The 23,949-nt window shown below is 72.5% G+C and carries 28 protein-coding genes and 1 pseudogene; 16 read left to right on the top strand and 13 right to left on the bottom strand.

Going from position 1 to position 23,949, the window contains the following annotated elements; translation table 11 throughout:
* Positions 1-16 precede the first annotated feature (16 nt).
* A complete protein-coding gene (locus C7C46_RS02405; protein WP_110665092.1) occupies positions 17-634 on the bottom strand; it encodes a TetR/AcrR family transcriptional regulator in 618 nt (205 codons plus the stop codon).
* A gap of 442 nt (positions 635-1,076) precedes the next feature.
* Here C7C46_RS02405 and C7C46_RS02400 point away from each other — a divergent pair, with 442 nt between their 5' ends.
* Entirely contained in the window at positions 1,077-1,898 is an 822-nt protein-coding gene (locus tag C7C46_RS02400) for an alpha/beta fold hydrolase (RefSeq protein WP_110665090.1), read from the top strand.
* A gap of 116 nt (positions 1,899-2,014) precedes the next feature.
* Here C7C46_RS02400 and C7C46_RS34705 read toward each other — a convergent pair whose 3' ends face one another.
* Complete coding sequence (locus C7C46_RS34705; protein WP_181442148.1) at positions 2,015-2,473, bottom strand: hypothetical protein; 459 nt, start codon at positions 2,471-2,473, stop codon at positions 2,015-2,017.
* A gap of 213 nt (positions 2,474-2,686) precedes the next feature.
* On the opposite strand from C7C46_RS34705, the gene C7C46_RS02390 reads away from it, so the two are divergent.
* Positions 2,687-3,367, top strand: a complete 681-nt coding sequence (locus C7C46_RS02390; RefSeq protein WP_181442147.1) for a response regulator transcription factor — start codon at positions 2,687-2,689, stop codon at positions 3,365-3,367.
* An 8-nt stretch (positions 3,368-3,375) separates the two neighbouring features.
* Here the strand turns inward: C7C46_RS02390 and eccD are convergent, their stop codons facing one another.
* The 5 genes and pseudogenes from eccD to C7C46_RS02365 all read right to left on the bottom strand — a co-directional run bounded on the left by eccD (position 3,376) and on the right by C7C46_RS02365 (position 7,942).
* On the bottom strand, positions 3,376-4,761 hold the full coding sequence (gene eccD / locus C7C46_RS02385) for a type VII secretion integral membrane protein EccD (RefSeq protein WP_110665084.1): 1,386 nt from the start codon (positions 4,759-4,761) through the stop codon (positions 3,376-3,378).
* Positions 4,761-5,075 (bottom strand): WXG100 family type VII secretion target, encoded by a 315-nt coding sequence (locus C7C46_RS02380; protein WP_110665082.1) that lies wholly within the window; start codon positions 5,073-5,075, stop codon positions 4,761-4,763. The genes eccD and C7C46_RS02380 overlap by 1 nt, the downstream gene beginning before the upstream one ends.
* 73 nt (positions 5,076-5,148) lie before the next feature.
* Positions 5,149-5,505: a WXG100 family type VII secretion target gene (locus C7C46_RS02375; RefSeq protein ID WP_110665080.1), complete on the bottom strand. Its 357-nt coding sequence runs from the start codon at positions 5,503-5,505 to the stop codon at positions 5,149-5,151.
* 501 nt (positions 5,506-6,006) lie between these two features.
* Positions 6,007-6,933, bottom strand: a pseudogene (locus C7C46_RS02370) (ADP-ribosylglycohydrolase family protein); the annotation flags it as partial.
* Positions 6,934-6,988: 55 nt separating this feature from the next.
* On the bottom strand, positions 6,989-7,942 hold the full coding sequence (locus tag C7C46_RS02365; RefSeq protein WP_110665078.1) for an aldo/keto reductase: 954 nt from the start codon (positions 7,940-7,942) through the stop codon (positions 6,989-6,991).
* A 112-nt stretch (positions 7,943-8,054) separates the two neighbouring features.
* On the opposite strand from C7C46_RS02365, the gene C7C46_RS02360 reads away from it, so the two are divergent.
* The 6 genes from C7C46_RS02360 to C7C46_RS02335 all read left to right on the top strand — a co-directional run bounded on the left by C7C46_RS02360 (position 8,055) and on the right by C7C46_RS02335 (position 11,517).
* Positions 8,055-8,936 (top strand): carbohydrate kinase family protein, encoded by an 882-nt coding sequence (locus C7C46_RS02360; RefSeq protein ID WP_110665076.1) that lies wholly within the window; start codon positions 8,055-8,057, stop codon positions 8,934-8,936.
* 67 nt (positions 8,937-9,003) lie between these two features.
* The gene (locus C7C46_RS02355) at positions 9,004-9,414 is read left to right on the top strand and encodes a VOC family protein (RefSeq protein WP_110665216.1); all 411 of its coding nucleotides are present in this window, start codon (positions 9,004-9,006) and stop codon (positions 9,412-9,414) included.
* A 23-nt stretch (positions 9,415-9,437) separates the two neighbouring features.
* On the top strand, positions 9,438-9,896 hold the full coding sequence (locus tag C7C46_RS02350; protein WP_110665075.1) for a helix-turn-helix transcriptional regulator: 459 nt from the start codon (positions 9,438-9,440) through the stop codon (positions 9,894-9,896).
* Positions 9,897-10,144: 248 nt separating this feature from the next.
* Entirely contained in the window at positions 10,145-10,396 is a 252-nt protein-coding gene (locus tag C7C46_RS02345; protein ID WP_110665073.1) for a hypothetical protein, read from the top strand.
* Positions 10,396-10,788 carry a DNA-binding protein gene (locus C7C46_RS02340; RefSeq protein ID WP_110665071.1) on the top strand — a complete coding sequence of 131 codons (393 nt, stop codon included), beginning with the start codon at positions 10,396-10,398 and terminating at the stop codon, positions 10,786-10,788. The genes C7C46_RS02345 and C7C46_RS02340 overlap by 1 nt, the downstream gene beginning before the upstream one ends.
* A gap of 114 nt (positions 10,789-10,902) precedes the next feature.
* Positions 10,903-11,517, top strand: a complete 615-nt coding sequence (locus tag C7C46_RS02335; protein WP_110665069.1) for a VOC family protein — start codon at positions 10,903-10,905, stop codon at positions 11,515-11,517.
* A gap of 87 nt (positions 11,518-11,604) precedes the next feature.
* On the opposite strand, the gene C7C46_RS02330 is transcribed toward C7C46_RS02335, so the two are convergent.
* Genes C7C46_RS02330 through C7C46_RS02320 form a run of 3 tightly spaced genes read right to left on the bottom strand, consistent with a single transcriptional unit; the run spans position 11,605 to position 12,872 of the window.
* Complete coding sequence (locus C7C46_RS02330) at positions 11,605-11,805, bottom strand: DUF397 domain-containing protein (RefSeq protein ID WP_110665068.1); 201 nt, start codon at positions 11,803-11,805, stop codon at positions 11,605-11,607.
* A 33-nt stretch (positions 11,806-11,838) separates the two neighbouring features.
* The gene (locus C7C46_RS02325; protein ID WP_110665066.1) at positions 11,839-12,051 is read right to left on the bottom strand and encodes a DUF397 domain-containing protein; all 213 of its coding nucleotides are present in this window, start codon (positions 12,049-12,051) and stop codon (positions 11,839-11,841) included.
* Positions 12,048-12,872, bottom strand: a complete 825-nt coding sequence (locus tag C7C46_RS02320; RefSeq protein WP_110665064.1) for a helix-turn-helix domain-containing protein — start codon at positions 12,870-12,872, stop codon at positions 12,048-12,050. Before C7C46_RS02320 ends, C7C46_RS02325 begins: the two co-directional genes overlap by 4 nt.
* 121 nt (positions 12,873-12,993) lie before the next feature.
* Here C7C46_RS02320 and C7C46_RS02315 point away from each other — a divergent pair, with 121 nt between their 5' ends.
* From C7C46_RS02315 to C7C46_RS34150, 3 genes are all read left to right on the top strand, one after another.
* Positions 12,994-13,233 (top strand): hypothetical protein, encoded by a 240-nt coding sequence (locus C7C46_RS02315; RefSeq protein WP_110665062.1) that lies wholly within the window; start codon positions 12,994-12,996, stop codon positions 13,231-13,233.
* Between the two features lie 92 nt (positions 13,234-13,325).
* Positions 13,326-13,517 carry a hypothetical protein gene (locus C7C46_RS34155; protein ID WP_146258965.1) on the top strand — a complete coding sequence of 64 codons (192 nt, stop codon included), beginning with the start codon at positions 13,326-13,328 and terminating at the stop codon, positions 13,515-13,517.
* 8 nt (positions 13,518-13,525) lie between these two features.
* The gene (locus C7C46_RS34150; RefSeq protein ID WP_146258964.1) at positions 13,526-13,705 is read left to right on the top strand and encodes a hypothetical protein; all 180 of its coding nucleotides are present in this window, start codon (positions 13,526-13,528) and stop codon (positions 13,703-13,705) included.
* Here C7C46_RS34150 and C7C46_RS02310 read toward each other — a convergent pair.
* Positions 13,686-14,237: a hypothetical protein gene (locus C7C46_RS02310; protein ID WP_110665060.1), complete on the bottom strand. Its 552-nt coding sequence runs from the start codon at positions 14,235-14,237 to the stop codon at positions 13,686-13,688. The two genes, C7C46_RS34150 and C7C46_RS02310, sit on opposite strands and share 20 nt — an antisense overlap.
* A 342-nt stretch (positions 14,238-14,579) precedes the next feature.
* Between C7C46_RS02310 and C7C46_RS02305 the strand changes: the two genes are divergently transcribed.
* Positions 14,580-16,475 (top strand): RICIN domain-containing protein, encoded by a 1,896-nt coding sequence (locus tag C7C46_RS02305; RefSeq protein WP_110665058.1) that lies wholly within the window; start codon positions 14,580-14,582, stop codon positions 16,473-16,475.
* Here the strand turns inward: C7C46_RS02305 and C7C46_RS02300 are convergent, their stop codons facing one another.
* Positions 16,476-17,426: a helix-turn-helix domain-containing protein gene (locus tag C7C46_RS02300; protein WP_110665056.1), complete on the bottom strand. Its 951-nt coding sequence runs from the start codon at positions 17,424-17,426 to the stop codon at positions 16,476-16,478. It lies immediately after the preceding gene.
* Positions 17,427-17,599: 173 nt separating this feature from the next.
* On the opposite strand from C7C46_RS02300, the gene C7C46_RS37185 reads away from it, so the two are divergent.
* The gene (locus C7C46_RS37185) at positions 17,600-19,372 is read left to right on the top strand and encodes a glycoside hydrolase family 35 protein (RefSeq protein ID WP_110665055.1); all 1,773 of its coding nucleotides are present in this window, start codon (positions 17,600-17,602) and stop codon (positions 19,370-19,372) included.
* 19 nt (positions 19,373-19,391) lie between these two features.
* On the opposite strand, the gene C7C46_RS02290 is transcribed toward C7C46_RS37185, so the two are convergent.
* Complete coding sequence (locus C7C46_RS02290) at positions 19,392-20,153, bottom strand: SDR family oxidoreductase (protein ID WP_110665052.1); 762 nt, start codon at positions 20,151-20,153, stop codon at positions 19,392-19,394.
* Positions 20,154-20,304: 151 nt separating this feature from the next.
* Between C7C46_RS02290 and C7C46_RS02285 the strand changes: the two genes are divergently transcribed.
* The 3 genes from C7C46_RS02285 (at position 20,305) to C7C46_RS02275 (ending at position 23,904) form a co-directional block, all read left to right on the top strand.
* Positions 20,305-20,862 carry a methylated-DNA--[protein]-cysteine S-methyltransferase gene (locus C7C46_RS02285; protein ID WP_245984037.1) on the top strand — a complete coding sequence of 186 codons (558 nt, stop codon included), beginning with the start codon at positions 20,305-20,307 and terminating at the stop codon, positions 20,860-20,862.
* A 209-nt stretch (positions 20,863-21,071) separates the two neighbouring features.
* Positions 21,072-22,505 carry a family 2B encapsulin nanocompartment shell protein gene (locus tag C7C46_RS02280; RefSeq protein WP_110665050.1) on the top strand — a complete coding sequence of 478 codons (1,434 nt, stop codon included), beginning with the start codon at positions 21,072-21,074 and terminating at the stop codon, positions 22,503-22,505.
* A gap of 298 nt (positions 22,506-22,803) precedes the next feature.
* Complete coding sequence (locus tag C7C46_RS02275; protein ID WP_281278512.1) at positions 22,804-23,904, top strand: family 2 encapsulin nanocompartment cargo protein polyprenyl transferase; 1,101 nt, start codon at positions 22,804-22,806, stop codon at positions 23,902-23,904.
* The last annotated feature ends 45 nt before the right edge of the window (positions 23,905-23,949 follow it).

The following is a 23,949-nucleotide window of genomic DNA, read 5'->3' as shown; positions in this document are numbered from 1 at the left end:
TCGGCCACGCGAAGCGTCAGCCCTCGACACCGGCGCCGTTCAGGACGGCGGCCCGGGTGAGGACCGTGGCCGTGTGCACGGCGCTGGCGATCGCTGCCTCCGGATCGAGGCCCACCAGGTCGGTCAGTGTGAAGAGCGCCTCTGCGCTCATCACCACGGAGAGGTCGCGCTTGAGCTGCGTCAGCGAGCGGGCGTCCAGGCCCTGCGGCTGCGTCGTGAGAGGGGCCAGCGCCTGGTCGATGAGGCCGAACCGCAGGCCGGGGCGGGTCGAGGCCTCCCCCGGGCGGACGACCGTGGCGGCGATCATGGCGCGGACCGCTCCCTGGCGCGCCAGGATGTGGCGCAGCAGGTACTCGGTCGCGGCGGCGATCCGCTCCACGACGTCCGTGCTCTCCTCGACGTGCGCCAGCGCCTGCTCGGGCAGGGGCAGTTGGTCGGCGATGGCCTCGGCCAGCAGGCTGGCGAGGTCGGGGAAGTAGCGGTAGGCCGTGGCTTCGGACACCCGGGCGGCCTTCGCCACCTCCGGCATGGTGACCTCGCCGCCCGTGCCGGCCAGTTCAGCGGCCGCCTGGACGATCGCGGTCCGGGTGCGCCACTTCTGGTTGGCGCGACCACCTACTGTCGGCGTCTCCATGGTTCCTCCCGCCTGGGTGACCCGCAGGTCCCGGCCTCTCGCCGGGAAGGCCGCGCCCAACTGACGCGAGCACTCTTCCCTCATGAGAGCATACTCTCGCGGGCTGAGGGGCGTGAAAAGTCCGCCCTCCCAGCTCAGCAGAGTTCCTGAGCCCACTTCACTTGTGGGCGACCCGCGCATCGCAAGGGCCGAGCCCGGTCCGGGTCGCGTGGCCACGGCCCCACCTGAGGATCCCAGCCCTCGCCCTGCCCCGATCGCGCGAAGCGGCCCCGGGCATCACCGACGGCAGGCGGCACCGGGTTCCGCTCCTCGCACCGCTGCCACGTGACGGACAGAAAATGCGCTGATGCTCCCATGATGAGAGTGCACTTGCATGATGGGTGACACCAGCCTACTCTCATGAGAGTCAGCTCTCACGAAGTTGCGACAGGGAGTCCGGATCATGAGCACCCCTACCACCACCAGCACCTCACGCCTCATCACTCTCCCCACCGGGATGTCCGTCACCGTCCAGGAGTTCGGGGTCAACAGCGACGGCAGCGCAGTCCTCTACCTGCACGGCGGGGCCGGACCGCGCACGATGGCCGGCATCGCGACCGCGCTCGCCCAGCACGCTTACGGAATCGCCCCGACCCACCCCGGCTTCGACGGCACTCCGCGCCCGGACGGGTTCGACACGGTCGCCGACCTCGCCGAGGCCTACCTCGACCTGCTCGACGAACTCGACCTGACCGGCGTCATGGTGATGGGCAGTTCGCTGGGCGGCTGGATCGCGGCGGAGATGGCCCTGCGCGACACCCGCGGCCGGATCGGGTGCCTTGTCCTGCTGAACACGGTCGGCATCCGCGCCACGGGGGAGGAGCAGGTTCTGGACGTCCGCACCGTGGCCCCCGGGGATCTCGGCGCACTGTCCTTCGCGAACGACGCGTTCCGCCCGGACTTCGCCTCGTTCACCGAGGAGCAGCGCGCCGTCATGGTCGCCAACCAGCAGGCTTTGGCGACCTACGCCGGCCCCGCCTTCACGCACGACCCGAAGCTGCGCCGCCGCCTGCACCGCATCACCGTGCCGGCGCTGGTCGTCTGGGGCGAGCAGGACGGCCTCGCCCCGACCGGTTACGGACGGGACTGGGCCGAGGCACTTCCGGGCGGTCGCTTCGTCCCGGTGGCGGGCGCCGGCCACTTCCCGCACATCGAACAGCTCGGAACCACACTCGGTGCCGTCGGTGAGTTCGTCGATGCGGTCGTCAAGCCCAGCCGAGCCTGATCTACCGGTCCACTGCCGGTCGGTGTGCACCCGCAGGCTGGGCGGCGGGTCGAGACAGCCGGTCTGCATGGGCACAAGTACGCCATCGACGCTGCTCCCGCCGCCGTGACACTGCGTCAGGGCCGGCGTGGCGACGTCACGATCTTCACGTCCGACGAGGCGAGCAGGAGGCCGGCGCCGAGGGCGGCAGCGGCTGCGCGGGACTGGAGAGTCAAGGTGGTGATCCTCGTCAGGAAGACGAGCGGAGAGGGGTGGAGAGGGGTGGAGAGGGGCGGAGGCGAGGGACGGTGGCCGAGGTCGCGCAGTTCGGCGGCGTCCCGCAGCCAGGTGATGGATTCGCCGACCCGGCCGGTGCGGTGCAGTGCGGTGGCGCCGTAGCCCAGGGCCCAGCCCATCTGGAGCTGGTCGCCGAGCTCCCGGGCCACGGTCAGTGCCTCGGCCGCGGTGGCCAGCGCGTTGTGGTGGTCGTAGACGCAGGTGTTGTAGGCCCAGGCCAGGTAGTTGAGGTGGACCGCCTCGTCCTGCCGGCTGCCCAGGGCGCGGGCCGAGTCCACCGCGCACCGGAACACCTCCACCCACAGCTCCCAGTGCTGGTTGAGACTCGTGCTGCTGGGGCTCGCTCATCGACTCGTCTCCAGGAGAAAACCGGCCGTCAGGCCTGCTGCCCGAAAGGGCAGTCTGCGTACGCATGCACACCCTGGCGTGCACGGACAGTGATAGAACCGGCTGAACATGCTCCTTTGAGGGGTCATCGGAGCGGAAGAGCTAGGGCCGGGGAGAGGCTGACTGTGCCGACCGTTGGAATCGTCGAAGACCACCGCCTCACCCGCACGGGGATCGAGCAGGTGCTGGCCCGCAGTCCCCACCTGGAGGTCGTCGCCTCGGTGGGTTCGGCGGACCAGTTGGCGCTCGCCGGGCCCGCGCCCGACGGGGTCGTGCTGGACCTCGCGCAGTACCCCGCCGAGACCGCGCTGCGCGTCATCGGCGCGCTGAGCACGGAGAGCGCCGTCCTGGTGATCTCCCCGTCGGGCGAGCGGGCCGAGCTGCTGGCGGCGCTGGCCGCGGGCGCGTACGGGTGCGTGACCCGGCACACCGACGGTGCCGAGTTCCTGACGGCCGTGGAGATGGTGGCCCGCGGCGGGCTCTACCTCGCCGCCGGACTGGCCCCGCACCTGCACTTCGAGCTCGGCCGCCGGGCGGCGGGCGAGAGCCAGGTGCTGACCCGCCGTGAGGTGGAGACCCTGCGCCTGATCGCCGACGGGTACACGCACGGCCAGATCGCCAGCCGGCTCGGCCTCACCGCGGCCACCGTCAACACCTACGTGAAGCGGGTGCGCGCCAAGCTCAACGCGGGCAACAAGGCCGAACTGACCCGTAAGGCCATCGAACTGGGCTATCTGGCCGACAGCGGCCCGGCCGCCCGGGCGCGCGGCGGCCTGCGGTCGGCGGGCGTGGCGGCGGTTGCCTGACCCCGCCCTCACAGGTGGTGCCCGAGCTCGGCCAGGTAGCCGAAGACGCCGAAGGTGCCGAGCGCCAGCGGCACCGCGGCGGCCCCGCAGAGCGTGCCCAGCATGGTCACCGCCGCCGGCCGCTTCGGGAGCCCCGCCGGGTGCCGGAAGGCCCGCGCGGCGCCGGTACCGAGCATGCCGACGCCGACCACCGCGACGGCGACCGGACCGGTCCAGCCGGGTACGGCACCGAGCCACCCGGCCGCGGACAGGTCCGCCGGGATGCTCAGCAGCACGCTGAGCAGGCCGACCGTGGCGGCCGCGACCACCGGGACCACCTCGGACAGCAATCGGAACGTGCCCGCCCGCAGCAGCGCGGCGATCGCCAGGCAGCAGGCCAGCGCGGGCGGGTAGCCACCGTGCGAGGCCCCGAGCACCGCGAGCGCGGCGCCGAGCACCAGTGAGACGGACAGCGTCCAGTACAGCAGCACGGTGCGGGCCCGGTGCACCATCGCCAGCACCGCGCCGTCGTCCCTGGCCGCGGCCGGTTCGGACTCCAGCCCGAGGGCGGCCAACTGCGCGGCCAGCCAGGGGGCGAGCAGCAGCAGGGCGTACCCGGCCACCGCCACCACGGCCGCGGACTCGGCGCTGTCCGCCCGCAGGCCGGTCAGCAGGCCGACCACGGCCGCCGTCACCGCGCCGAACAGCAGCACGGCCGCGGAGGTCACGCAGGGCACCGCGCCGAGCACCGCGCCGGCGCCGACCAGCGCGCCCAGGGCCGCGGCCGACGGGCTGCCGCCGGGTACCTGCGGCAGGAACCACCCGGCCACCGCCAGGCAGGGGACCGCCCCCAGGGCACACGGCAGCGCCAGCCGGCGCGGCAACGCCGCCGGGCCGGCCGGCGAAGCCGCGCTGCCGCGGCGCAGCACCCAGGCGGTGAGCAGCAGGACCAGCCCGGCCCCGAGCGCGGTCGGCCCGCCGGCCACGGCCGACCAGCCGCCGGACAGCGTCGGCACCAGGCACCCGGCGGCCAGCCAGACCGTGCCGAGCGCCGCCATGGTGGCGGCCCGGCTACGCGGGGTCCAGCGCAGGTCGCCGAGGGAGTCGGCGGCGTCGGCGACGAGTTCCTCGACGTCGCGGACCAGCGGCTCCTCGAACTCGCCCTCGGCCGCGTCCCGCAGGTACAGGAGCTGGCCGTCCACCACGTCGGCCGCGTGCAGCGAGGAGACCGGGGTGAGCGGGCGGCCGCCGGGCGGGGCCAGCGACCAGGCCGCCGGCAGCGCCTCCAGTTCCTCCTCGCCGCACAGCCGGGCCAGCATCGTGGCGTACTCGGCGATCGGGGCGTCGGCCGGCAGTGCGAGGTCCACCCGCTTGCGTTCGCCGACCACCGTCACGCGGGTGTGCCGATCCGCCATCAGTGATGGTTCCAGGTTCGGGAGTTGGCCCACTCGGCGTCGCTGTAGTTGGCCCAGTTGACGTTCAGGGCGCGGGCGATCTGGCCCAGCACCCCCTCCGGGCCGAACAGCCCCTCGGCGGCCTGGTTCCACTCGGCCTGCAGGCCCTGGTAGTAGCCGGAGGCCGCGCCCTGCCAGAGCTCGGGCAGCTGGTTCAGGTACTGGGCCAGCCGGTTCAGCTCTTCGGAGATCTCGGCCGCCTGCGAGTTGAGGTACGGCCCGGCGCCCTCCAACTCCTGCTGGACGCTGATCGGGACGGCGTCGGAGAAGGTCATCGCGGTGCTCCTGTCGCGGGAACGTGGGGGACCCCGGGGCATCCGGGGGACAGCGGGACGGGCGGACAGTCCGTCAGAACCTGGCCGGCGGGAGCTGCACCTGCTTGAGGCCGGCGATGTTCGCCTGTTCCGACTCCGCGTAGTTGACGTAGTTGCCGCGCAGCCCGGACGCGATGTCGCTCAGCGCGTCGTGCATCATCCGGGCGTAGATGTCGTAGTCGGCCATCAGCGTCTCGAAGGCGGCGTGCGCCGAGCCCTGCCAGTGGCTGCCCAGACCCGCGACGTAGCTGCGCAGCACCGCGATCTTGGTGTCGATGTCGGCGGCCTGGGTGGTGACGTACGTGGAGGCCGCCGCGACCTCGTCGGGCGTGACCCGGTAGCCGGTCATCGCGCCGCCACCGGTGCCCGTGTTGCTGCTCTGGGTGCTCATCCCTGGCCCTCTCGGTTCACCGCCCGGATACGGGGCCAGCCTGCCGCAGTGCCGGGGGACGCCTCCAGTCACCGATTCGTGCGTCCCCCGGCCTGCGGCCCGGATACTCCCGACTGCCGGTCAGGCACTCTCGGGGCGGCCGAACAGCCACACCAGCAGCTCAAGCAGCAGCGCGGCCGCCTGCTCGGCCGTGCCGTTGTACCGCTCCCGGTCGCCCTCGTAGAACGCGGCGGTGGGGCGGTGGCCGCCCGGCTCGGCGGTGAACGCGACCTCGTACATCTGGTAACCGGTCCAGCTGCGGTGCAGGTGGAGGCGGCCGTCCGTCAGGTGGGCCAGCCACTTCTCGTCCATCGAGCGCGCCCGCACGCCGTGCCGCGCCCGCTGCCACTGGCCCGGGGTGAGCAGCAGGTCCGGTACCGCCACCGCCAGCGGCCGCCGCAGCGGGTGCAGTTCCTGCCGCACCTCGGCCGCGGTGAGGTCGTGCCCGAGCTCCTCGGCGGCCACCCAGTCGGGCAGCGGCTCCACGGCGGCCTGCCAGGCGGCGGGCACGCCGAGGGCGGTCACGTGCGCGGCGACGATGCCGCCGACGATCGCGCAGGTGGTGTCGACGTCGCCGCCGGCCGAGGAGGTCGCCCACAGGGCTTCCTGATAGTCCGTCAGATACCTTGCCGCGCACCAGAGGCTGAACGGCACGGTGTCCACCGCGCTCACCTGGCGACCGTTGCCCAGCCGGTGCGCCACGTACCCGGGGTCGGGCTGGGCCAGCAGCTCGCGCGCCTCGGCGATGCCCTCGCGCACCCGGCCGGCCGGAGTCTGCTCCAGCACCGCGGCGAGCAGGTCGGCCTGGCCGAGCCGTTCCGTCCTGGCCCGCACGGCCCAGGCGGCGGCCACCGCCACGGCCACCGCGCCGGCCACCGCCTCGGGGTGGGTGTGCGTGGTCTCGGCTGAGCGGGCGGCCTGCCAGGCGGCCTCGGCCGGGTCGACGGCGAACCAGGCGCCCAGCGGCGCGACCCGCATCGCCGCGCCGTTGCCGTACGAGCCCTGGCCGTCGAACTGCTCCCGGGCCAGCTGCCGCCAGTGGCCCTTGCCCTCCCGGAGCAGCCGGAGCATCCGGTTGGTCGCACCGCCGTAGCCGCGGTCGAAGTCGTGGTGCCGGGCGAAGGAGTCGGCCAGCTCCCACTGGTCCACCGTGCCCCGCTCGCGCAGGGTGGCGAAGACCGAGCAGGCCATCTCGGTGTCGTCGGTCCACGGCCAGACCGCCGGGGCGAGGCGCCGCTCGCGCAGCAGCGGGGCGTTGTCGGGGACGAAGAACTGGGCGCCGAAGGCGTCGCCGACCGCGAGGCCGGTGAGCGCGTCGCGGGCGGCCCGGCGGTGGTCGACGGGCGGGGCCGAGGAGGAAGGGTTCTCGGCTGGCGTGGGCGTGGTCAAATGCCGCCCATCCTGCCGGTCCGCCCCGCCCCTGACCAGCCCGGCCGCCCCGGGTTCACGCAGCGCGGGCCGCGTCCAGGCGCTCGTGCTGGTCCGCGGTGAGCTCCAGGTCCAGCGACTCCAGCGCCTCGTCCAACTGGGCCGCCGAGGTGACCCCGAGGATCGGGAGCACGCCGCCCGCCAGCAGCCAGGCGAGGACGACCTGGTTGGCGCTGGCCCCGCTCTCCCGGGCCACCTCGCCCAGGACGGCGAGCTGGGTGTGCGCGCCGGGGTGGTCGTACTGGGGCGGCAGCGGCTTGGCCGGGTCGGTGTAGGCGCCGTTGAGCAGGGAGCCGTAGGCGAGCAGGGTCAGCTGCGGCTGGGTGCGCAGGTAGGCGAGCTGGGCGTCGTCCACAGAGACCTGGTGGGGGAATTCGGCGCCGGGGGCCGGGCGCAGGTAGGTGTGGCGCTGCTGCAGCGCGCGGTAGCCGGCCGCGCCGGTCTCGGCCGCCAGCGCCTGGGAGGCGGCGAGCCGGTCCAGGTTCTGGTTGCTGATGCCCAGTTGGTCCACCGCGCCGGCCCGGACCAGCGCGTCGAAGGCGGCGACGGTCTCGGCGACGGGGACGGCCGGGTCGTCGATGTGTCCGTAGAGCAGGTCGATCCGGTCGGTGCCCAGGCGGCGCAGGCTGTGCGGCACGGCGGCGGCGATCACGGCGGCGGACAGGCCCTCGCGGTTGTCCGGCCACTCGCCCGGCCCGACGGGCAGCGCGCCGAGTTTGGTGGCCAGCACCATCTCCTCGCGGTTGCCGCGGGCCGCCAGCCAGCGGCCCAGCAGCCGCTCGCTCTCGCCGCCGTCGCAGCCGTCGAGCCAGAAGCAGTAGCAGTTCGCGGTGTCCACGAAGGTGCCGCCGCGGGCGGTGAAGCGGTCGAGCAGGGCGAAGGAGGTCTCCTCGTCCACCACCGAGCCGTAGGGCAGCGTGCCCAGGCACAGGCTGGAGACCTGACGGTTTCCCAGATTCTGATAGCGCATGCCGGGGAGCCTGCTCCTTCGGGTGCACTCGAAGTCAAGAGGTCCAGACCACTGGCCCGAAGGCGCAGGGGCCGCGTTGACGCTCCGGCGCGCGCGGTCGTACGGTCCTCGGATGCGTGAGGCAACCCCCGTCGAGTTCCTGGTCGTCGGCGAGTGCGTGGTGGACGTGGTCCGCAGCGCCAGCGCGCCGGACCGCCCGCACCCCGGCGGCAGCCCGGCCAACGTGGCCTACGGGCTGGCCAGGCTGGGCCGGCGCACCGCGCTGCTCACCCAGCTGGGCCCGGACCCGGGCGGGGCGCTGATGCGCCGCCACCTGGAGTCGGCGGGCGTCGAGCTGTACACCGACGGGACGACCGGGCCGACCCCCAGGGCGGTCGTCAGCCTGGACCAGCACGGCCACGCCTCCTACGAGTTCGCGATCGGCTGGTCGCTGCGGCCGACGCCGGTGCCGCCCGCGCGCCAGGTGCACGTGGGGTCGATCGCCGCGGTGATGGCACCGGGGGCGGCCACCGTGCACACCCTGCTGCGCGAGCAGCGGGCGGCCGGTGCGCGGATCTCCTTCGACCCCAACGTGCGCCCGGCGCTGTTCGGCGACCGGGCGGCGGGCCTGGCCGCGGTCGAGGCGTGCGTGGCGCTGAGCCACCTGGTCAAGGCGAGCGACGAGGACCTCGGGTGGCTCTACCCCGAGCTGACCGCCGCCGAGGCGGCGGCGCGCTGGCGGACGCTGGGCCCGCACACGGTGGTGGTGACCCGGGGCGCCCAGGGGGCGTTCGCGCTCACCGCCGAGGGCGGCTGCGCGGTGGACGCGGTGCCCGCCGAGGTGGTCGACACCGTCGGCGCGGGCGACGCCTTCATGTCCGCCCTGCTCAGTGCCCGGTTCGAGCACCCGCTTCCGGACGCCCTGCGCACCGCCGCCACCGCCGCCGCCCTCACCGTCGCCCGGGCCGGCGCCAACCCGCCCACCAGCGCCGAACTCGCGGCCGCGGACACGTGAGGAGCGGCCGCAGACACGTCAGGAATGGAGAAGCCCGCGGCCCGGCACCGGGACTAGCGTGACGGCCATGGACATCACCATCGACACCACGGTCCTGCCGCACGACGACCCGGACGCCTCGGTGGCCTTCTACCGCGACGTGCTCGGCTTCGAGGTGCGCAGCGACGTCGGGCAGGGCCGGATGCGCTGGGTCACGGTCGGTCCGGCCGGCCAGCCCGGCACCTCGATCCTGCTGGCCCCGCCGGCCGCCGACCCCGGCATCACCGAGCCGGAGCGGCGCACCATCCAGGAGATGATGGCCAAGGGCACCTACGGCTGGATCCTGCTGGCCACCCGGAACCTGGACGAGGTCTTCGACAAGGTGCAGGCCGCCGACGCCGAGGTGGTCCAGGAGCCGACCGACCAGCCGTACGGCGTGCGCGACTGCGCCTTCCGCGACCCGGCCGGCAACCTGGTCCGGATCAAGGAACTCCGCTGATCCGTTCCGAGGGGGGAACCGAGATGTGCCAGACCGCCTGGGCCGCCGCCCGGATCGAGGCGCAGCAGCTGGCCGACCTGGCCCGGCTGCGCCGCGTCCGGGACCGGATCGACCGCGAGTACGCCGAGCCGCTGAACGTCGAGGCGCTGGCCCGCGGCGCCCACATGTCGGCGGGCCACCTGAGCCGCCAGTTCAGGCTCGCCTACGGCGAGTCGCCCTACCAGTACCTGATGACCCGTCGGATCGAGCGGGCCACCGCCCTGCTGCGCCGCGGCGACCTGAGCGTCACCGAGGTCTGCTTCGCCGTCGGCTGCTCCTCGCTGGGCACCTTCAGCACCCGCTTCACCGAGCTGATGGGGATGTCGCCCAGCGCCTACCGCCAAGCCGTCCGCGAGCACGCGGGGGTGGCCGCCGGGGTGCCGCAGTGCGTGGTGAAGCAGGTGACCAGGCCGCTGCGGCACCAGGACGCGCTGGTGGCCTGACGCCCACTCGGGGCCCGGCGCGGAGCTGTCCGCACCGGGCCCCGAGGCATGTCCTGGCGGCCCGTAGGCCAGCAGCAGGCAGGCCGAGACGGCCTGGCGGAAGATCGCCCGGGTCCGGAGCGCGACCGCGATCCCCAGGAACGAGACGGTGCGGTGCTGGGTAGTCCGGACGGCCATCTCGCGGTCCTCGCCGATCCGGACGGCATTGACCGCTGGCTCGGTTTCCTACCACCGGTAGGATCAGGGCCATGAGTGGTAGCAAGAAATACTCGGTAAGCCTCCCCGAGGACCTGGCCGAGGCAGCACGTGCTCATGTCGGCGCCGGCGGGTTCTCGGCTTACGTCGCCGAAGCCTTGGAGCAGCGTGTTGCCATGGACAAGCTCAGGGAGATCGTTGCGGACTTCGAGACCGACAACGAGCCCCTGACGCGGGACGAGATCGAGGCGGCCCGGTCGCTGCTGCGCCATGACGGTGGGGCTGCCAAGGGGGCAGCCGCCTGATGCCCGGCACCCTCCTCCTCGGCAGTGAGGGGCTGTCAAAGCTCTACCTCAAGGACCGGATGGTCTCGACGCTGGTCCAAGCGGCGACCGAGGAAGGCGTCCGCGTGGCCACCACGGCCATGACCACTCTGGAAGCCGACTATGAGCGAATCCACCCGGCCCGCATCCGATGGGTGCTGTCCAGGATCGACGTTCAGGATGTCACCAGGGCGATCACCGACCGTGCTGCTGAGCTGCTGCGGGGCCATCGGCTGGGTGGTCACAAGTACGCGATCGACGCTGTGCTCGCTGCGGTTGCCCGGTCCGCGCCGCGGCCCGTTACGGTCCTCACGTCCGATCCCGAGGACCTGACGTTGCTCTGCGGTCCGACGGTGCAGATCATCAAGGTCTGAGGCAGCGGCCAGCCGGGCAAGGCGGCCCGGGTGGCCGCTCGGTGGGCCGGTGGGGCATGAAGCGGTCAGGATTCGAGAAGCACCGGTCGGGGGCCCACAACTACCGTCTTCTACATGACCTACATCGAGAACGTGACCCTGGACGTGGCGGACGAGACGGCCGCCGAGGAGTTCTACCGCGCGGCCTTCGGACTCGCGCCGGAGCAGCTGCGGGTGCGGGCGGCTGCCGAGCCGAGCGAGGGCTTCCGCGGCTACACGCTGTCGCTGACGGTGGCTCAGCCCGGCGACGCGGACAGCTTCGTGGCGTCGGCGGTGGCCGCCGGCGCCACGGTGGTCAAGCCGGCGGCGAAGTCCCTGTGGGGCTACGGCGCGGTGCTCCAGGCGCCGGACGGGGCGCTGTGGAAGCTGGCGACCTCGGCGAAGAAGGACAAGGGCCCGGTGACCCGGGAGATCGAGTCCATGGTGCTGCTGCTCGGCGTCGAGGACATCACGGCGAGCAAGAAGTTCTACGTCGAGCAGGGCCTGACCGTCGGCAAGAGCTTCGCCAAGACGTACGTGGAGTTCGCGAGCGGGGACAGCCCGGTCAAGCTGGGCCTGTACCGCCGCAAGGCGCTGGCCAAGGACGCGGGCGTGCCCGCCGCCGGGGCCGGCTCGCACCGGATCACCATCGGCGGCGGCACGGCCGGGTTCACCGACCTGGACGGCTTCGCCTGGCAGGCGGCGGCGTAGTACCGCGTAGTGCTACCTGGGCCGGGGCGAGCACCAGGAAGCCGGCGGCCTGCCGGACGGGCCGGACCGCCGCCGCGTAGGACCAGGTCAGCTGAGGGCGCGCAACCTGAGAGCGGTGAGGAAGGCGGCGAAGGAGGGGCCGGGGAAGGCGAGCGACGGACCGTCAGGGTCTTTGGAATCGCGGACGGGGGTGAGGCCCGCGAGGTTGTCGGCGATCTCGACGCATTGGCCGCCGTTGGTGCTGTGGGTGGACTTGCGCCAGTGTGCGCTGGTCAGGTCGGTGCTCATGCCTTCCCCGGCCTCCTTCAGGAGCGAGCGGAATCAGATGGAGCCGAACTCGCCCATCTTTACCCCGGAGACGAAGGCCGCGAACGCGGTGGCGGTGAAGACGAGGGCGGGGCCCTCCGGGTCCTTGGAGTCGCGGACCGGGGTGACGCCGGGGAAATCGGGGGCGACCTCGATACAGGTGCCGCCGTTGTTGCTGTAGCTCGACTTGAACCAGGAGGCGCCGGACAGGTCCACGCGGGAGGTCATGGAGAGAGTTCCTTTCGTGCCTTGCGGATCAGTTCCAGGGAGGCCGTCTTCGACAGCGCCTCCACCTGGAGCTGATGGTAGTCCCTCTCCCAGGACCGGACCTTGGTCAATTCGCGGTCCAGGAACCCGCGCGCTTGAGCCTCCGAGTAGGCCACAACAGAGCGGTCAGGAAGTGCCAACAGCTCCACGACCATCGTGAACGGGACGTGCTCACCCAGGCTGTAGGGAGCCACCTGGAGGGTCACGTTCGGCCGGGCCGCCATCTCCTCCAGGTGGTCGAACTGGCGGGACATCACCTCCGGTCCTCCTACCGGCCGGCGGATGCAACTCTCGTCGAGCACGGCGTGCAGCAGCGGCGAGCGCTCCAGGAGCTGCTGCCGCGCCGCGTGGAACTCCAGCCGCTGCTCGGCCTGCTCCTTGCTGATGCTGCCGCGCTGTACCGCAGCGGTGACCAGGGCCCGCGCGTACTCGGTGGTCTGCAGCAGGCCCGGGATGATGCCCAGCTCGAAGAGCCGGATCTCCAGGGCTTTGCGCTCCAGGGCCGCGAACTCCGGGAAGCCCTGCAGCAGCGCGGTGTGGTTGATGGCCCACCACATCAGCTCCAGGGTGCCGCCGGTCTCCAGGATCTCGTCGCACGCGATGGCGAAGTCCAGTGTGGGATTGCGTGTCGCTCGTTCGACGCACGAGATGAAGCTGTCGCTGAACTTGATCAGCACGCCCAGCGCGACCTGCGTGAGCCTCTTCGACTCACGGGACCTGCGGAGTTGCACGCCGAATGCGGCGAGCGGAGATGACGAGGGGTCAAGTTTCGTTCGGCGCATGTTCGAACGTCCTTAGGTGCATGAGTCCCACCACGCCCAAGTGCCCAGTTGGGATGCTTTCGATCGTAACTCGGAAGGAGCATTCTGTGTAGCGGAACGACTACACAGAGGAGTCGAAAATATGTCCAGGCTCAGCGACGCCGTCGCCGCCTCACGCAGCCAAGCAACCGCAGCCGAATGCAAGTTGCGCGCCGCACTCGCGCGCGCCGGGGTGGTGCTCCCGTCGCTGTGCGTGGACCGCACCGGGATGGTGACGGGGGTGACCTTGGTCGAACTCGGCCGGGCCACCGCCGAGACCACCGAGGTGCTCGCGGACCTGATCCTCGAAGGGGTGAATGCCCGCAATGGACGGACGAATTGAGCCGCGGATGGTGGCCGGTCCGCCGCCGTCCCGTCCGGGCCTGCCCGCTGGGCTGGCCGAACTGCCCTCTGTGCGCGACGAGCTGAGGGGCCATGGCGAGCACGCGTAGGCGCCCCAGCGCGCTCACCATCAGGGTCTACCGTCTCACCGAGGACGGCCGCCGCCAGGAGCTCAGCCGGGTCCGGGTGAAGTCCGGCGAGCCGTACCACGGTCCGATCGGCGGCGAGTGGCCCGCCTGCCGCTGCCCGCGCCACCAAGTGCCGCCCGCCCGGGGGCCGCGATGACGACGGCCATGACCCTCCGGGTCTACCGGATCGCGGCGGCCACCGGTGAGCGGACCGAGCTGCGGCCGCGCGCCGAGGTGGCGTCCAGCACCTTCTGGGAGATCCACACGGCGCTGGACTGGCCGCCCTGCCGCTGTCCGCGCTGCTCTCCGCCCCTGGTTCGGCGGCTCAGCCCAGCGGCAGAGTGACCTTCGAGGTTTCCAAGGCCGTCAGGGTGCCGTTGCCGGCGGTCTCGCACAAGCTCCGTACCGGCAGCAGGCCCTGGACCAGCACCTCGACGCCCGCGCCGCTCGGGTACTCGAAGTACAGCTCGCCGAGCAGCTCGCCGTCCGGCCTGATCGCGGGGCAGCCGCCGCTGTGCGGTGCCTGATCCAACGCGGTGACCAGGGAGGCGAGTTCGGCGCCCCGGACCTCGACGGAGTCGCGCAGTTTCCAGTCGTCGGGGCGGGTCGGCTCGTCGTAGCGGCAGAAGGTGGCGACTGCCGGGTGGTCGGGGACCAGGTGGTTCGTCACTCCGCGCCGGCTCGACGGGGCGGCGGCCACCTTGAACGGCCGGGTCGCCGGGCAGGGGTGTGCCGCCACGTCCGCCGGATTCTTCGCGGATGGCTCGCTGGCCCGCACCGCGAACGCCGTGCCCGCCGCGGCGAGCACCAGCACTCCGGCGACGATGAACAGGGCGCGGCGTCTCGACGTGGGGCGCTGCTGGGACTGTTGGAGCATCGGGCTCTCCTGACGGTTCGACGGCTTGGGCCGAGCGGGGCCAACTGGCCGGGGTAGGAGAGCCGCGTTGGCGGTACGAGTGCGGGGCTCCCAGGTGGAGCGGCGCAAGAGAGCTCAGGTTGCTGCCCGTCAGCTGTACGTGAACAGACGGGGTGCCAGGTAGCGGTAAGAGGCGTGGCTTCCCCTTCGCGGGTTCCGGTTCGGGTTGCCGCCGGCCGCGGGCCGGCGCGCGGTGCCCGAAAAAATCTCCGCGACCGGGGCAACCTTTCCGGGGGCGGCGACAACTGAGGGGTGTCCGGACAGGCGGTCTGGTCAAGGTACCGGTTGAAAGAGAGCACCGACATGTTCCCTCGCCCATCCACGTCGCAGGAGGCCTCGCCCGGCGGCCGCGGCCGCCGTGGTCGCGCCTCGTCCCGCTCGGCCGCAGCGGGGCAGCGGACGCACCGCAGCCGCAAGGTCTACCAGCGCCGGGGCTTCTGGGCGGCCGTCGGCCTGACGGTCCTGGGCGGCTCCGTGGTCGCGGTCAACACGGCCTCGGCAGGAACCGTGGCCGTGGACACGAGCTCCTGGTACCTCCTGGTCAACCGCAACACCGGTGAGGTGCTGGACAACCTCGAGTACGGCACCGCCGACGGTGCTCCGGTGGTGCAGTGGACCCGCAACGGCGGGGACAACCAGCAGTGGAAGTTCGTCGACTCGGGTGACGGGAACTACCGGCTGCAGAACCGGAGTTCCGGCAAGGTCCTCGACGACTTCAACTGGTCGAAGAACGAGGGTGCCGAACTGGTGCAGTGGCACGACCTGAACGGCGCCAACCAGCAGTTCCACCTGGAGAAGTCGTCGGACGGCTACGTCCGTCTGATCAACCGCTCGAACGGCAAGGCCGTCGAGGTCCCGCTCGGTTCCAAGTCCGACGGGGGCCGCATCGCCCAGTACCACGACTGGAACGGTGCCAACCAGCAGTGGCAGCTCGTCCCGGTCGGCAGTGCCGGCGGCACCGGGAACGCGGGCGCCTCCGGCGGCAGCGCGGCGCCCACCACGTCCGCCAAGCCGGGCAGCAGCGCTGCGCCGAGCCAGACCCCGAGCGGCAACCACCCGACGTCGGCGGCGCCGACGTCGCCCCCTGCTCCGGTGCCTGCGGCCGGCGGCGGCAGCAGCTCGGGGAAGACCTTCATGGGCAGCACCACGGTGCTCATCGGCGGCTCGGTGTCCGACGCCTCGGCCGGCGCCGCGCCGTTCGACGCGCAGTACGCCTACGTGCACAGCCAGCCCGCACCCTCCTCGGACTACTACACGGCGGCCCGCTGCCAGGACGCGTGGACAGGCTGGTGGGGATGTTGGAACGGCAGCACCACGGCGCCCGGCACGTACGTGACCTGGCGGGACGCCAAGGCGGCCCAGGAGACCTACCAGGGCAAGCCTCGCCCGCAGAAGTTCCTCTGGACCTGGTACTCGCTGCGCGACCTCGGCGACGCGGCGGGCCAGGGCGACGGTCCGGGCGAGGTCAAGGCCATCAACCGGGCCGACCTGCTCACCCGGTACCTGAACGACTACCGCTTCTTCCTCCAGAAGATCGGCACGTCGCACGACATGATCGACCTCGAGCCCGACTTCTGGGGCTACGTCCGGTCGCTCGGTGACCCGCACCAGGTCGCCGCGCAGGTCAAGGCCGCGAATCCGACGGACTGCGGCTCGCAGGAGAACAGCGCCGCCGGACTCGCCCAGTGCCTGATCTCGATGGGGCACAAGTACGCACCGAACGCCGCCGTCGGAATGCACCTGTCCTGCTTCGACTGGCAGCAGAACACCCCGCAGTGCGTCAAGGACTACGCGAGCCTCGGCGCGCAGAACGCCGACTTCCTGGCCACCGACGTGTCGGACCGCGATGCGGGCTGGTACGCGCAGCCCGCCCACGGCGGCCTCGACAAGTTCTGGAACGACCAGTCGGCCGCCGCCCAGATGGGGTTCTACAAGACGATGGCCGAGTCCGTGGGCAAGCCGGTGGTCCTGTGGCAGATCCCCGTGGGCAACATGGCGCAGAACAACACCCTCAACCACTACAAGGACGACAAGGTCGACTGGTTCTTCGCCCACATGGACCAGGTGGCGAACGCGCACATCGCCGGCCTGATGTTCGGCCCGGGGCAGCAGGAACAGACCTCGGCCGAGACGGACGGCGGAAACCTGATCAACAAGACGACCGCGTACCACAACTCGGGCGGCACGCCGCTCAAGTAGTCACCCGCCGGAAGTGAGTCCCGGGCCGCCGGTCCGGGACTCACCGGCAACTGGCGCCCCGTCAACTGCCGCCCGTTCAGCAGCCCGCCTCCCGAACCCGCCCCCGCCCCCGCCCGAGGAACCCGCTCCGGCCTCGCGAACCCCTCCGGCAGAGCGCCGGAACTCGGTCGGCGCCGCCCCGACCCGCCGGGTGAACAGCCGGGTGAAGTAGGCCGGATCGCCGTACCCGACCGCCTGGGCCACCTCCTGCACCGGGCGGTCCGTGGTGGAGAGCAGCCGCTTGGCGCGGGAGAGCCGGGCCCGCAGCACGTACTCCTTGGGCGTGGACCCGGTGGCCCGCTGCACCTCGTCCCGGAGCGCGGCCTCGGTCAGGCCCAGGCGGCGGGCGTGGTCGCCCACGGTGAGCGGCTCGACCGCGTGCTCGTCCAGGTAGCGGACCACCCGGGACAGGTCCGCGTCGACCCGGCCGACCAGCAGCTCGGCGAGCAGCTGCTGCACCAGCGCGGCGGCCACCACGTCGCGGTGCGGGGCGCCGGGCTCCACGGCGGCGCCGAGCCGGTCGAAGAGCCGGACCAGCGACTGCACCGCCGGACCGAGCGGGACCACCGGCGCGTTCCGGTCCAGGCCGCCGAGCCGCTCGTGGGCGGCCGCCGCGGGGCCGTCGAAGAGCACCCAGCGCTCGCTCCAGCCCTGCGGGTCGGGCTGGTACGCGTGGTAGAGCCCGGGGAAGACCACGAAGGCGGCCGGCGCCCGGACCGGCAGCCGGCGGCGCGGCCGGTCGCCCCATTCCAGCCAGCCGCCGCCGCGGGTCACCAGCATCAGCCCGTAGCAGGCCAGCACCCGCCCGTCGAAGCTCACCCGGCGCACCTGCTGCGCGCCCGTGCCCAGGCAGACCAGGCCCAGCTGCCGGTGCTCCGGAGCGGGGGTGAGGTAGCGCGCGAAGCCGGCCACGGATGCCTCGGAAAGTCCAATCGACGGTCTGCGGAGCCAAAACTGTACAGCTCAGCGCGCCCTCGGCAGCCCGTGGAAAAGTCCATGTTCTGCTGGAGAGGAGTTCAACCGCGTGGGGGCCCGGTCGCGGACGATGGGCGGACCCCACCCCGAGGAAGAAGGAGCACCCCGCGATGTCCAGCCTGACCCACGACCGTGACGGTTTCGCCCTGGACGGCCGGCCGCTGCGGATCCTCTCCGGCGCGCTGCACTACTTCCGGGTGGTCCCCGAGTACTGGGAGCACCGGCTCGGCCTGCTGCGCGCGATGGGCCTCAACACGGTGGAGACCTACCTGCCGTGGAACCTGCACGAGCCGAGCCCGGGCGAGTTCGACTTCACCGGGCGGCTCGACCTGGTGGCCTTCGTCCGGGCCGCCGAGCGGGCGGGGCTCCAGGTGCTGCTGCGGCCCGGCCCGTACATCTGCGCCGAGTGGGAGTTCGGCGGGCTGCCGGCCTGGCTGCTCAAGGACCGCAACCTGCGGCTGCGCTGCGCCGACCCGGCCTACCTGGCCGCCGTGGACCGCTGGTTGGACGCGGTGCTGCCGCTGGTGGTGCCGCTGCTGGCCGAGCAGGGCGGGCCGGTGCTCGCGCTCCAGGTGGAGAACGAGTACGGCTCCTACGGCACCGACACCGCCTACCTGCGCCACCTCGCCCAGGGTCTGCGCCGGCGCGGCGCCGACTGCCTGCTCTTCACCTCGGACGGGCCGACCGACGCCATGATGCAGGGCGGCACTCTGGCCGGGGTGCTGCCGACCGCCAACTTCGGCGACCGGGCCGGCGAGGCCTTCGAGGTGCTGCGCGGCTACTCGCCGGACGGGCCGCCGGTCTGCATGGAGTACTGGAACGGCTGGTTCGACCGCTGGGGCGCGCCGCACCACACCCGGGACGCGGCGGACGCGGCCCGGGCGCTGGAGGAGATGCTGGCGGCCGGCGGCTCGGTCAACCTCTACATGGCGCACGGCGGCACCAACTTCGGCCTGCTGAACGGCGCCAACCTGGTGGACGGGCTGCTCCAGCCCACCGTCACCAGCTACGACTACGACGCGGCGATCAGCGAGGACGGGCAGCTCACCGAGAAGTACTGGGCGTTCCGCGAGATCCTCGGCAAGTACACCGAACTGCCGCCCGCGCCGGCGGACCTGCGGCTGCCGGTGCTGGCCCCGCGCCGGCTCGAACTCGGCCAGCCGGTACCGCTGCTGGACCTGGTGGACGACCTGGCGGAGCCGGTCTGCGCCCCCGCCCCGCTGAGCATGGAGGAGCTGGACCAGTCCTACGGCTTCGTGCTCTACCGGACCTGGCTCACCGGGCCGCGGGAGTCGGCCGAGCTGGTGGTGGAGGGGCTCGGCGACCGGGCCCAGGTGTTCCTGGACGGGCAGCCGGTCGGCATCCTGGACCGCACCGGGCTGTCCGGCGGGCCGGTCGAGCTGGCGGTGCCGGCCGGCGGGGCCCGGCTGGAGCTGCTGGTGGAGAACCTGGGGCGGATCAACTACGGCCCGCAGCTGGCCGACCGCAAGGGGATCGCGGGCGGGGTCCGGCTCGGCGACCAGCTGCTGCACGGCTGGCAGATGCACTCGCTGCCGCTCGACGAGGTGGGTGAACTGCCTTTCGTCGGCGGGGCGCTGCCCGGTGCCGCGGCGGGGCGGCCGGTCTTCCGGCGGGCCGAGTTCGAGGTCGAGGAGCCGGCCGACACCTTCGTGCTGACCGAGGGGCTGGGCAAGGGGCTCTGCTGGATCAACGGGTTCCTGCTCGGGCGGTTCTGGGAGATCGGGCCGCAGCAGACGCTCTACCTGCCCGGGCCGCTGCTGCGGTCGGGCGGCAACGAGCTGCTGGTGCTGCAACTGGACGGGCCGCGGCGGGAGTCGGTGGAGCTGGTGGGCGAGGCGGTGCTGGACCGGATCCGGGACTGACGGCGCGTCAGAACCCCGGTCAGGCCTGGCGGGTCGGCAGCAGCACGGCCTGGCGCAGGTTGACGCCCCGGCGGCGGCTGGCGGTCCAGGCGATCAGGTCGGCGACGTCCTCGGCGGCCAGCGGCGGGATCAGCCGGAACATCCCGGCCAGCTGCTCGGCCAGCTCGGGGTTGTCGATCTGCCGGCCCAACTCGGTCTCGGTCAGGCCCGGTTCGACGTTGGTCACCCGGACGTCCAGCGGGCCGAACTCGGTCCGCAGGCCGGCCGAGAGCTGGGTGACGGCGGCCTTGGTGGCGCCGTAGACCGCGTAGGACGGGAAGGGGACGTGCGCGCCGATCGAGGAGACGTTGACCAGGTCGGCGGTGCGGCCCGCCGCGGCGGCTGCCACCAGGTCGGCGCGGAACGCGTCGATCACCCGCAACAGGCCGGTGAGGTTGGTGTCCACCATCTTGGCCCACTCGTCCGCGCGGCCGGCGGCCAGCGGGTTGGGCAGCATCACGCCGGCCGCGTTGACCAGCAGGTCCACCGGGCCGGCCCAGTCGCGTACCTGGTCGGCGGCCCGGGTGAGGGCGGCGGCGTCGGTCACGTCCACCGGCACCGGCAGGGCCTGCCCGCCGGCCGCCGCGATCTCCTCGGCCAGCCCTGCCAGCCGCTCCGCCCGGCGGGCCAGCAGCGCCACCCTGGCACCGTTGGCGGCCAGCAGCCGGGCGGTCGCGGCACCCATGCCGGAGGCGGCGCCGGTGACCGCGGCGGTACGGGTGGCCAGAGCGGGGTAACTCACGGGGGGCTCCTCGGTGGGGACTTAGGCTGGGGGTTGTGGAGATCAGGCTGCTGGACGGTGCGCGGCGGGGCCCGGAGCGGCGCGCCGGGGTCGCTGGAGCGGGTGACGGGGGCGGGCGGCACTGTGGCAGGTCGTCCGAGGGCGGGGAGGGGTGAGCGCGGTGGACCGGATCGAGTGGCTGGCGGTGCCCAGCCCGCTGCCCAGCGGCCCGCTCGCGGTCGGGGTCACCGGGCAGGGGGTGGCGGCGGTGCAGTTCCTGGCGGCGGAGGTGCCGGCGGGCGCGCCGCGCTGCGCGGACCCGCACCGGGCGGACGCCGTGACGCAGGCCTTCGCGGCGTACTTCGCCGGGCACAGCCGCGGCTGGACGCTGCCGCTGGACTGGCGGCTGGTCGGCACCGAGGGGCAGCGCACGGTGCTGGAGACGCTGTACCGGACGGTGGGGTACGGGGAGACGGTGACGTACGGGCGGCTGGCCGAGCGCAGCGGGGCCTTCGCGGACCTGGCCGGGAGCCCGGGGCTGGCCGCCCGGGCGGTGGGCCAGATGATGGGGAACAACCCGCTGCCGGTGGTGGTGCCGTGCCACCGGGTGGTGGCGGCGGACGGGCTGGGGGGCTTCGGCAGCGGGCGGGTCGGGCTGGACGTGAAGCGGTGGCTGCTGACCCTGGAGGGGTGGCTGGCGCCGACGCTGGACTGGGACGGGCCGGGCTGAGCCACCGTCAGCCGGGAAAGCCTTGGTGAAATCCCTGAGACGGGATCGAATCTGCCCGGAAATGCCCCGAACAGAAATCGAATGAGGACGCTAAATATTCTCATGGACCCACTGCTCCAATCACCCGTCCGAGTGATTGCGCGGCGGGTCTGCGGGGCCCCACTCTGATTGCAGTACTTCCGAATCATTGTGTGGGGGAGGGCCCTGTTATGACCACCGAGACCGCTGTCGGTATTCCGGCGCCGAGCGCCGGTCCTGATGCCCAGTCCGATCAGCGGCAGAGCCTCGGCACTGCCGCGGCCCGCAATCTTGCGACCACCACCAAGTCCGCGCCGCAGATGCAGGGCATCAGCTCGCGCTGGCTGCTGCGGATGCTGCCCTGGGTCCAGGTCTCCGGTGGCACCTACCGGGTCAACCGCCGCCTCAGCTATGCCGTCGGCCGCGGCCGGGTCTCCTTCGTGAAGACGGGTGCCGAGGTCAGGGTCTTCGGCCCCTCGCTGACCGAGGTCCCCTCGCTGCGCGGCTTCGAGGACGAGGCGCTGCTCACCGAGCTCGCCGGCCGCTTCGTCCAGCGCGACTTCGCCGCGGGGGAGACGTTGGTCGAGGCCGGCCGGCCGATCGCCGAGGTCTTCCTGATCGCGCACGGCAAGGTCAACAAGATCGGCACCAGCAAGTACGGCGAGTCCTCGGTGGTCGGCACCCTGGCCGACGGCGACCACATCGGCGACGAGGCGCTGTTCGTCGAGGACGGCCGCTGGCCCTACACGGTGAAGGCCGCCACCGCCGGTACCGCGATGGTGCTGGCCTGGCCCGCCTTCCAGGAGCTGGTGGACCGCTCCCCGGCCCTGCAGGCGCAGATCACCCAGTTCATCGCCGATTCGCAGCTGCCGCAGTCCAAGCACGGCGAGGCCGCGATCGAGCTGGCCGCCGGCCACGAGGGCGAGTTCGACCTGCCCGGCACCTTCGTCGACTACGAGGTCTCCCCCCGCGAGTACGAGCTCAGCGTCGCGCAGACGGTGCTGCGGGTGCACAGCCGCGTCGCCGACCTCTACAACGAGCCGATGAACCAGATCGAGCAGCAGCTCAAGCTCACCGTCGAGGCGCTGAAGGAGCGCCAGGAGCACGAGCTGGTCAACAACCCCGAGTTCGGCCTGCTGCAGAACGCCGAGTACGAGCAGCGGATCCAGACCCACTCCGGCGCCCCCACCCCGGACGACATGGACGATCTGCTCAGCCGCCGCCGCGGCACCAAGTTCTTCCTGGCCCACCCGCGGGCGATCGCCGCCTTCAACCGGGAGTGCAGCGCCCGCGGCATCTACCCGACCCCGGTGGAGGCGGACGGGCAGACGGTGCCCGGCTGGCGCGGGGTCCCCATCCTGTCCTGCAACAAGATCCCGATCGTCGACGGCCACACCACCTCGATCCTCGCCATGCGCACCGGCGAGGACAAGCAGGGTGTGGTGGGTCTGCGTCAGGCCGGCATCCCGGACGAGATCGAGCCCAGCCTCTCGGTGCGGTTCATGGGGATCAACGACAAGGCCATCATCTCCTACCTGGTGAGCGCCTACTACTCGGCTGCCATTCTGGTGCCGGATGCCATTGGTGTGCTGGAGAACGTGGAAATCTCCCGTCCTCGAAGCTGAAAATCTGATTATCGCTTTTGCGCTGCTCCGGGATTCACGGATCCCGGAGCAGCCACCGGGGGATTCCGTGCCGCACGACCCGAACTCGCGCACGACCCGAATCTGGGGGGCCTACACCGTGGGTATCGAGACGCTCAGCCGAGGTAGCCAGGAGAACCAACCCGACCAGCCGGAGCACTGCCAGGATCCCGGCTATCAGGACCCCGGCCACCAGGACTCTGACTACCAGAAGCCCGACTACCAGCAGCCCGAGTACCAGGAACCCAGCGCCGACAGCTTCGACGAACTCGCCGCCGAGCTGCTGATCCGCTCGCGCAACGCCGTCGATCCGGTGCTGCGGGCCGCCGTCGACTCCATGCCCGAGTCGATGGCCCGGATCGCCGCCTACCACTTCGGCTGGCGGGAGGCCGACGGTTCGCCGGTCGCCGCCGACTCCGGCAAGGCGATCCGGCCCGCCATGGTGCTGGCCGCCGCCCGGGCCTGTGCCGCGGAGCCCGCCGTCCCGGCCCCGCGCTCCGGCTCCGGGCCGGGCCCCGGCGCTCCCCTGGCTCCTGGCGCTGTTCCGGCGCCCGGGTCGGCCGCCGTCCCGGCCGACCCGGCCAGGGCGGTGCTGGCCGCGGCCGCCGCCGTCGAGCTGGTGCACAACTTCACCCTGCTGCACGACGATGTGATCGACCGCGACGAGACCAGGCGCCACCGCCCCACCGCCTGGCGGGTGTTCGGCTCCACCGAGGCGATCCTGGCCGGTGACGCGCTGCATTCGCTCGCCCTGCGCACCCTCGCCGAGGACGCCCACCCGGCCGCTCCCGCCGCCATGCGCCACCTCGCCCAGTGCGTGGTCGAGCTGTGCGCGGGCCAGCAGGCGGACTGCGCCTTCGAGCAGCGCAGCAACGTCACGCTGGCCGAGTGCCTGGCGATGGCCGAGGCCAAGACCGGCGCCCTGCTCGGCAGCGCCTGCGCGATCGGCGCGCTCTACGCCGGCGCGGGCGAGGAGGCGGCGCAGGCGATGGACGCCTTCGGGCGGCAGATCGGCCTCGCCTTCCAGCTGATCGACGACCTGATCGGGATCTGGGGCGATCCGGCCGTCACCGGCAAGCCCGCCGGTGCTGATCTGCTGGTGCGCAAGAAGTCCTTGCCCGTGGTGGCGGCACTGACCTCCGGCACCCCGGCCGCCGCCGAGCTGGCCGAGATCTACGCGCTCGACCGCCCGCTGACCGAGGCCGAGGTGCGCCGCGCCGCCGAGGCCGTCGAGCGGGCCGGCGGCCGGGCCTGGGCCCAGGGCGCCTCCTGCGAGCGGATGGCCGCCGCGATCGAGCACCTGGCCACCGCCGTGCCGGACCCGGCCGCAGCCGACGAGCTGCTGGCACTGGCGGAGCTGGTCACCCGTCGCAACCACTGAGGGTCCGTCAACTCATCTTCCAGCCCTTGACTTTCCGTTCACCGC

It is taken from the genome of Streptomyces tateyamensis (assembly GCF_003205575.1).
Lineage (GTDB): Bacteria > Actinomycetota > Actinomycetes > Streptomycetales > Streptomycetaceae > Kitasatospora > Kitasatospora tateyamensis.
This window is presented reverse-complemented; position numbering and strand designations above follow the sequence as displayed.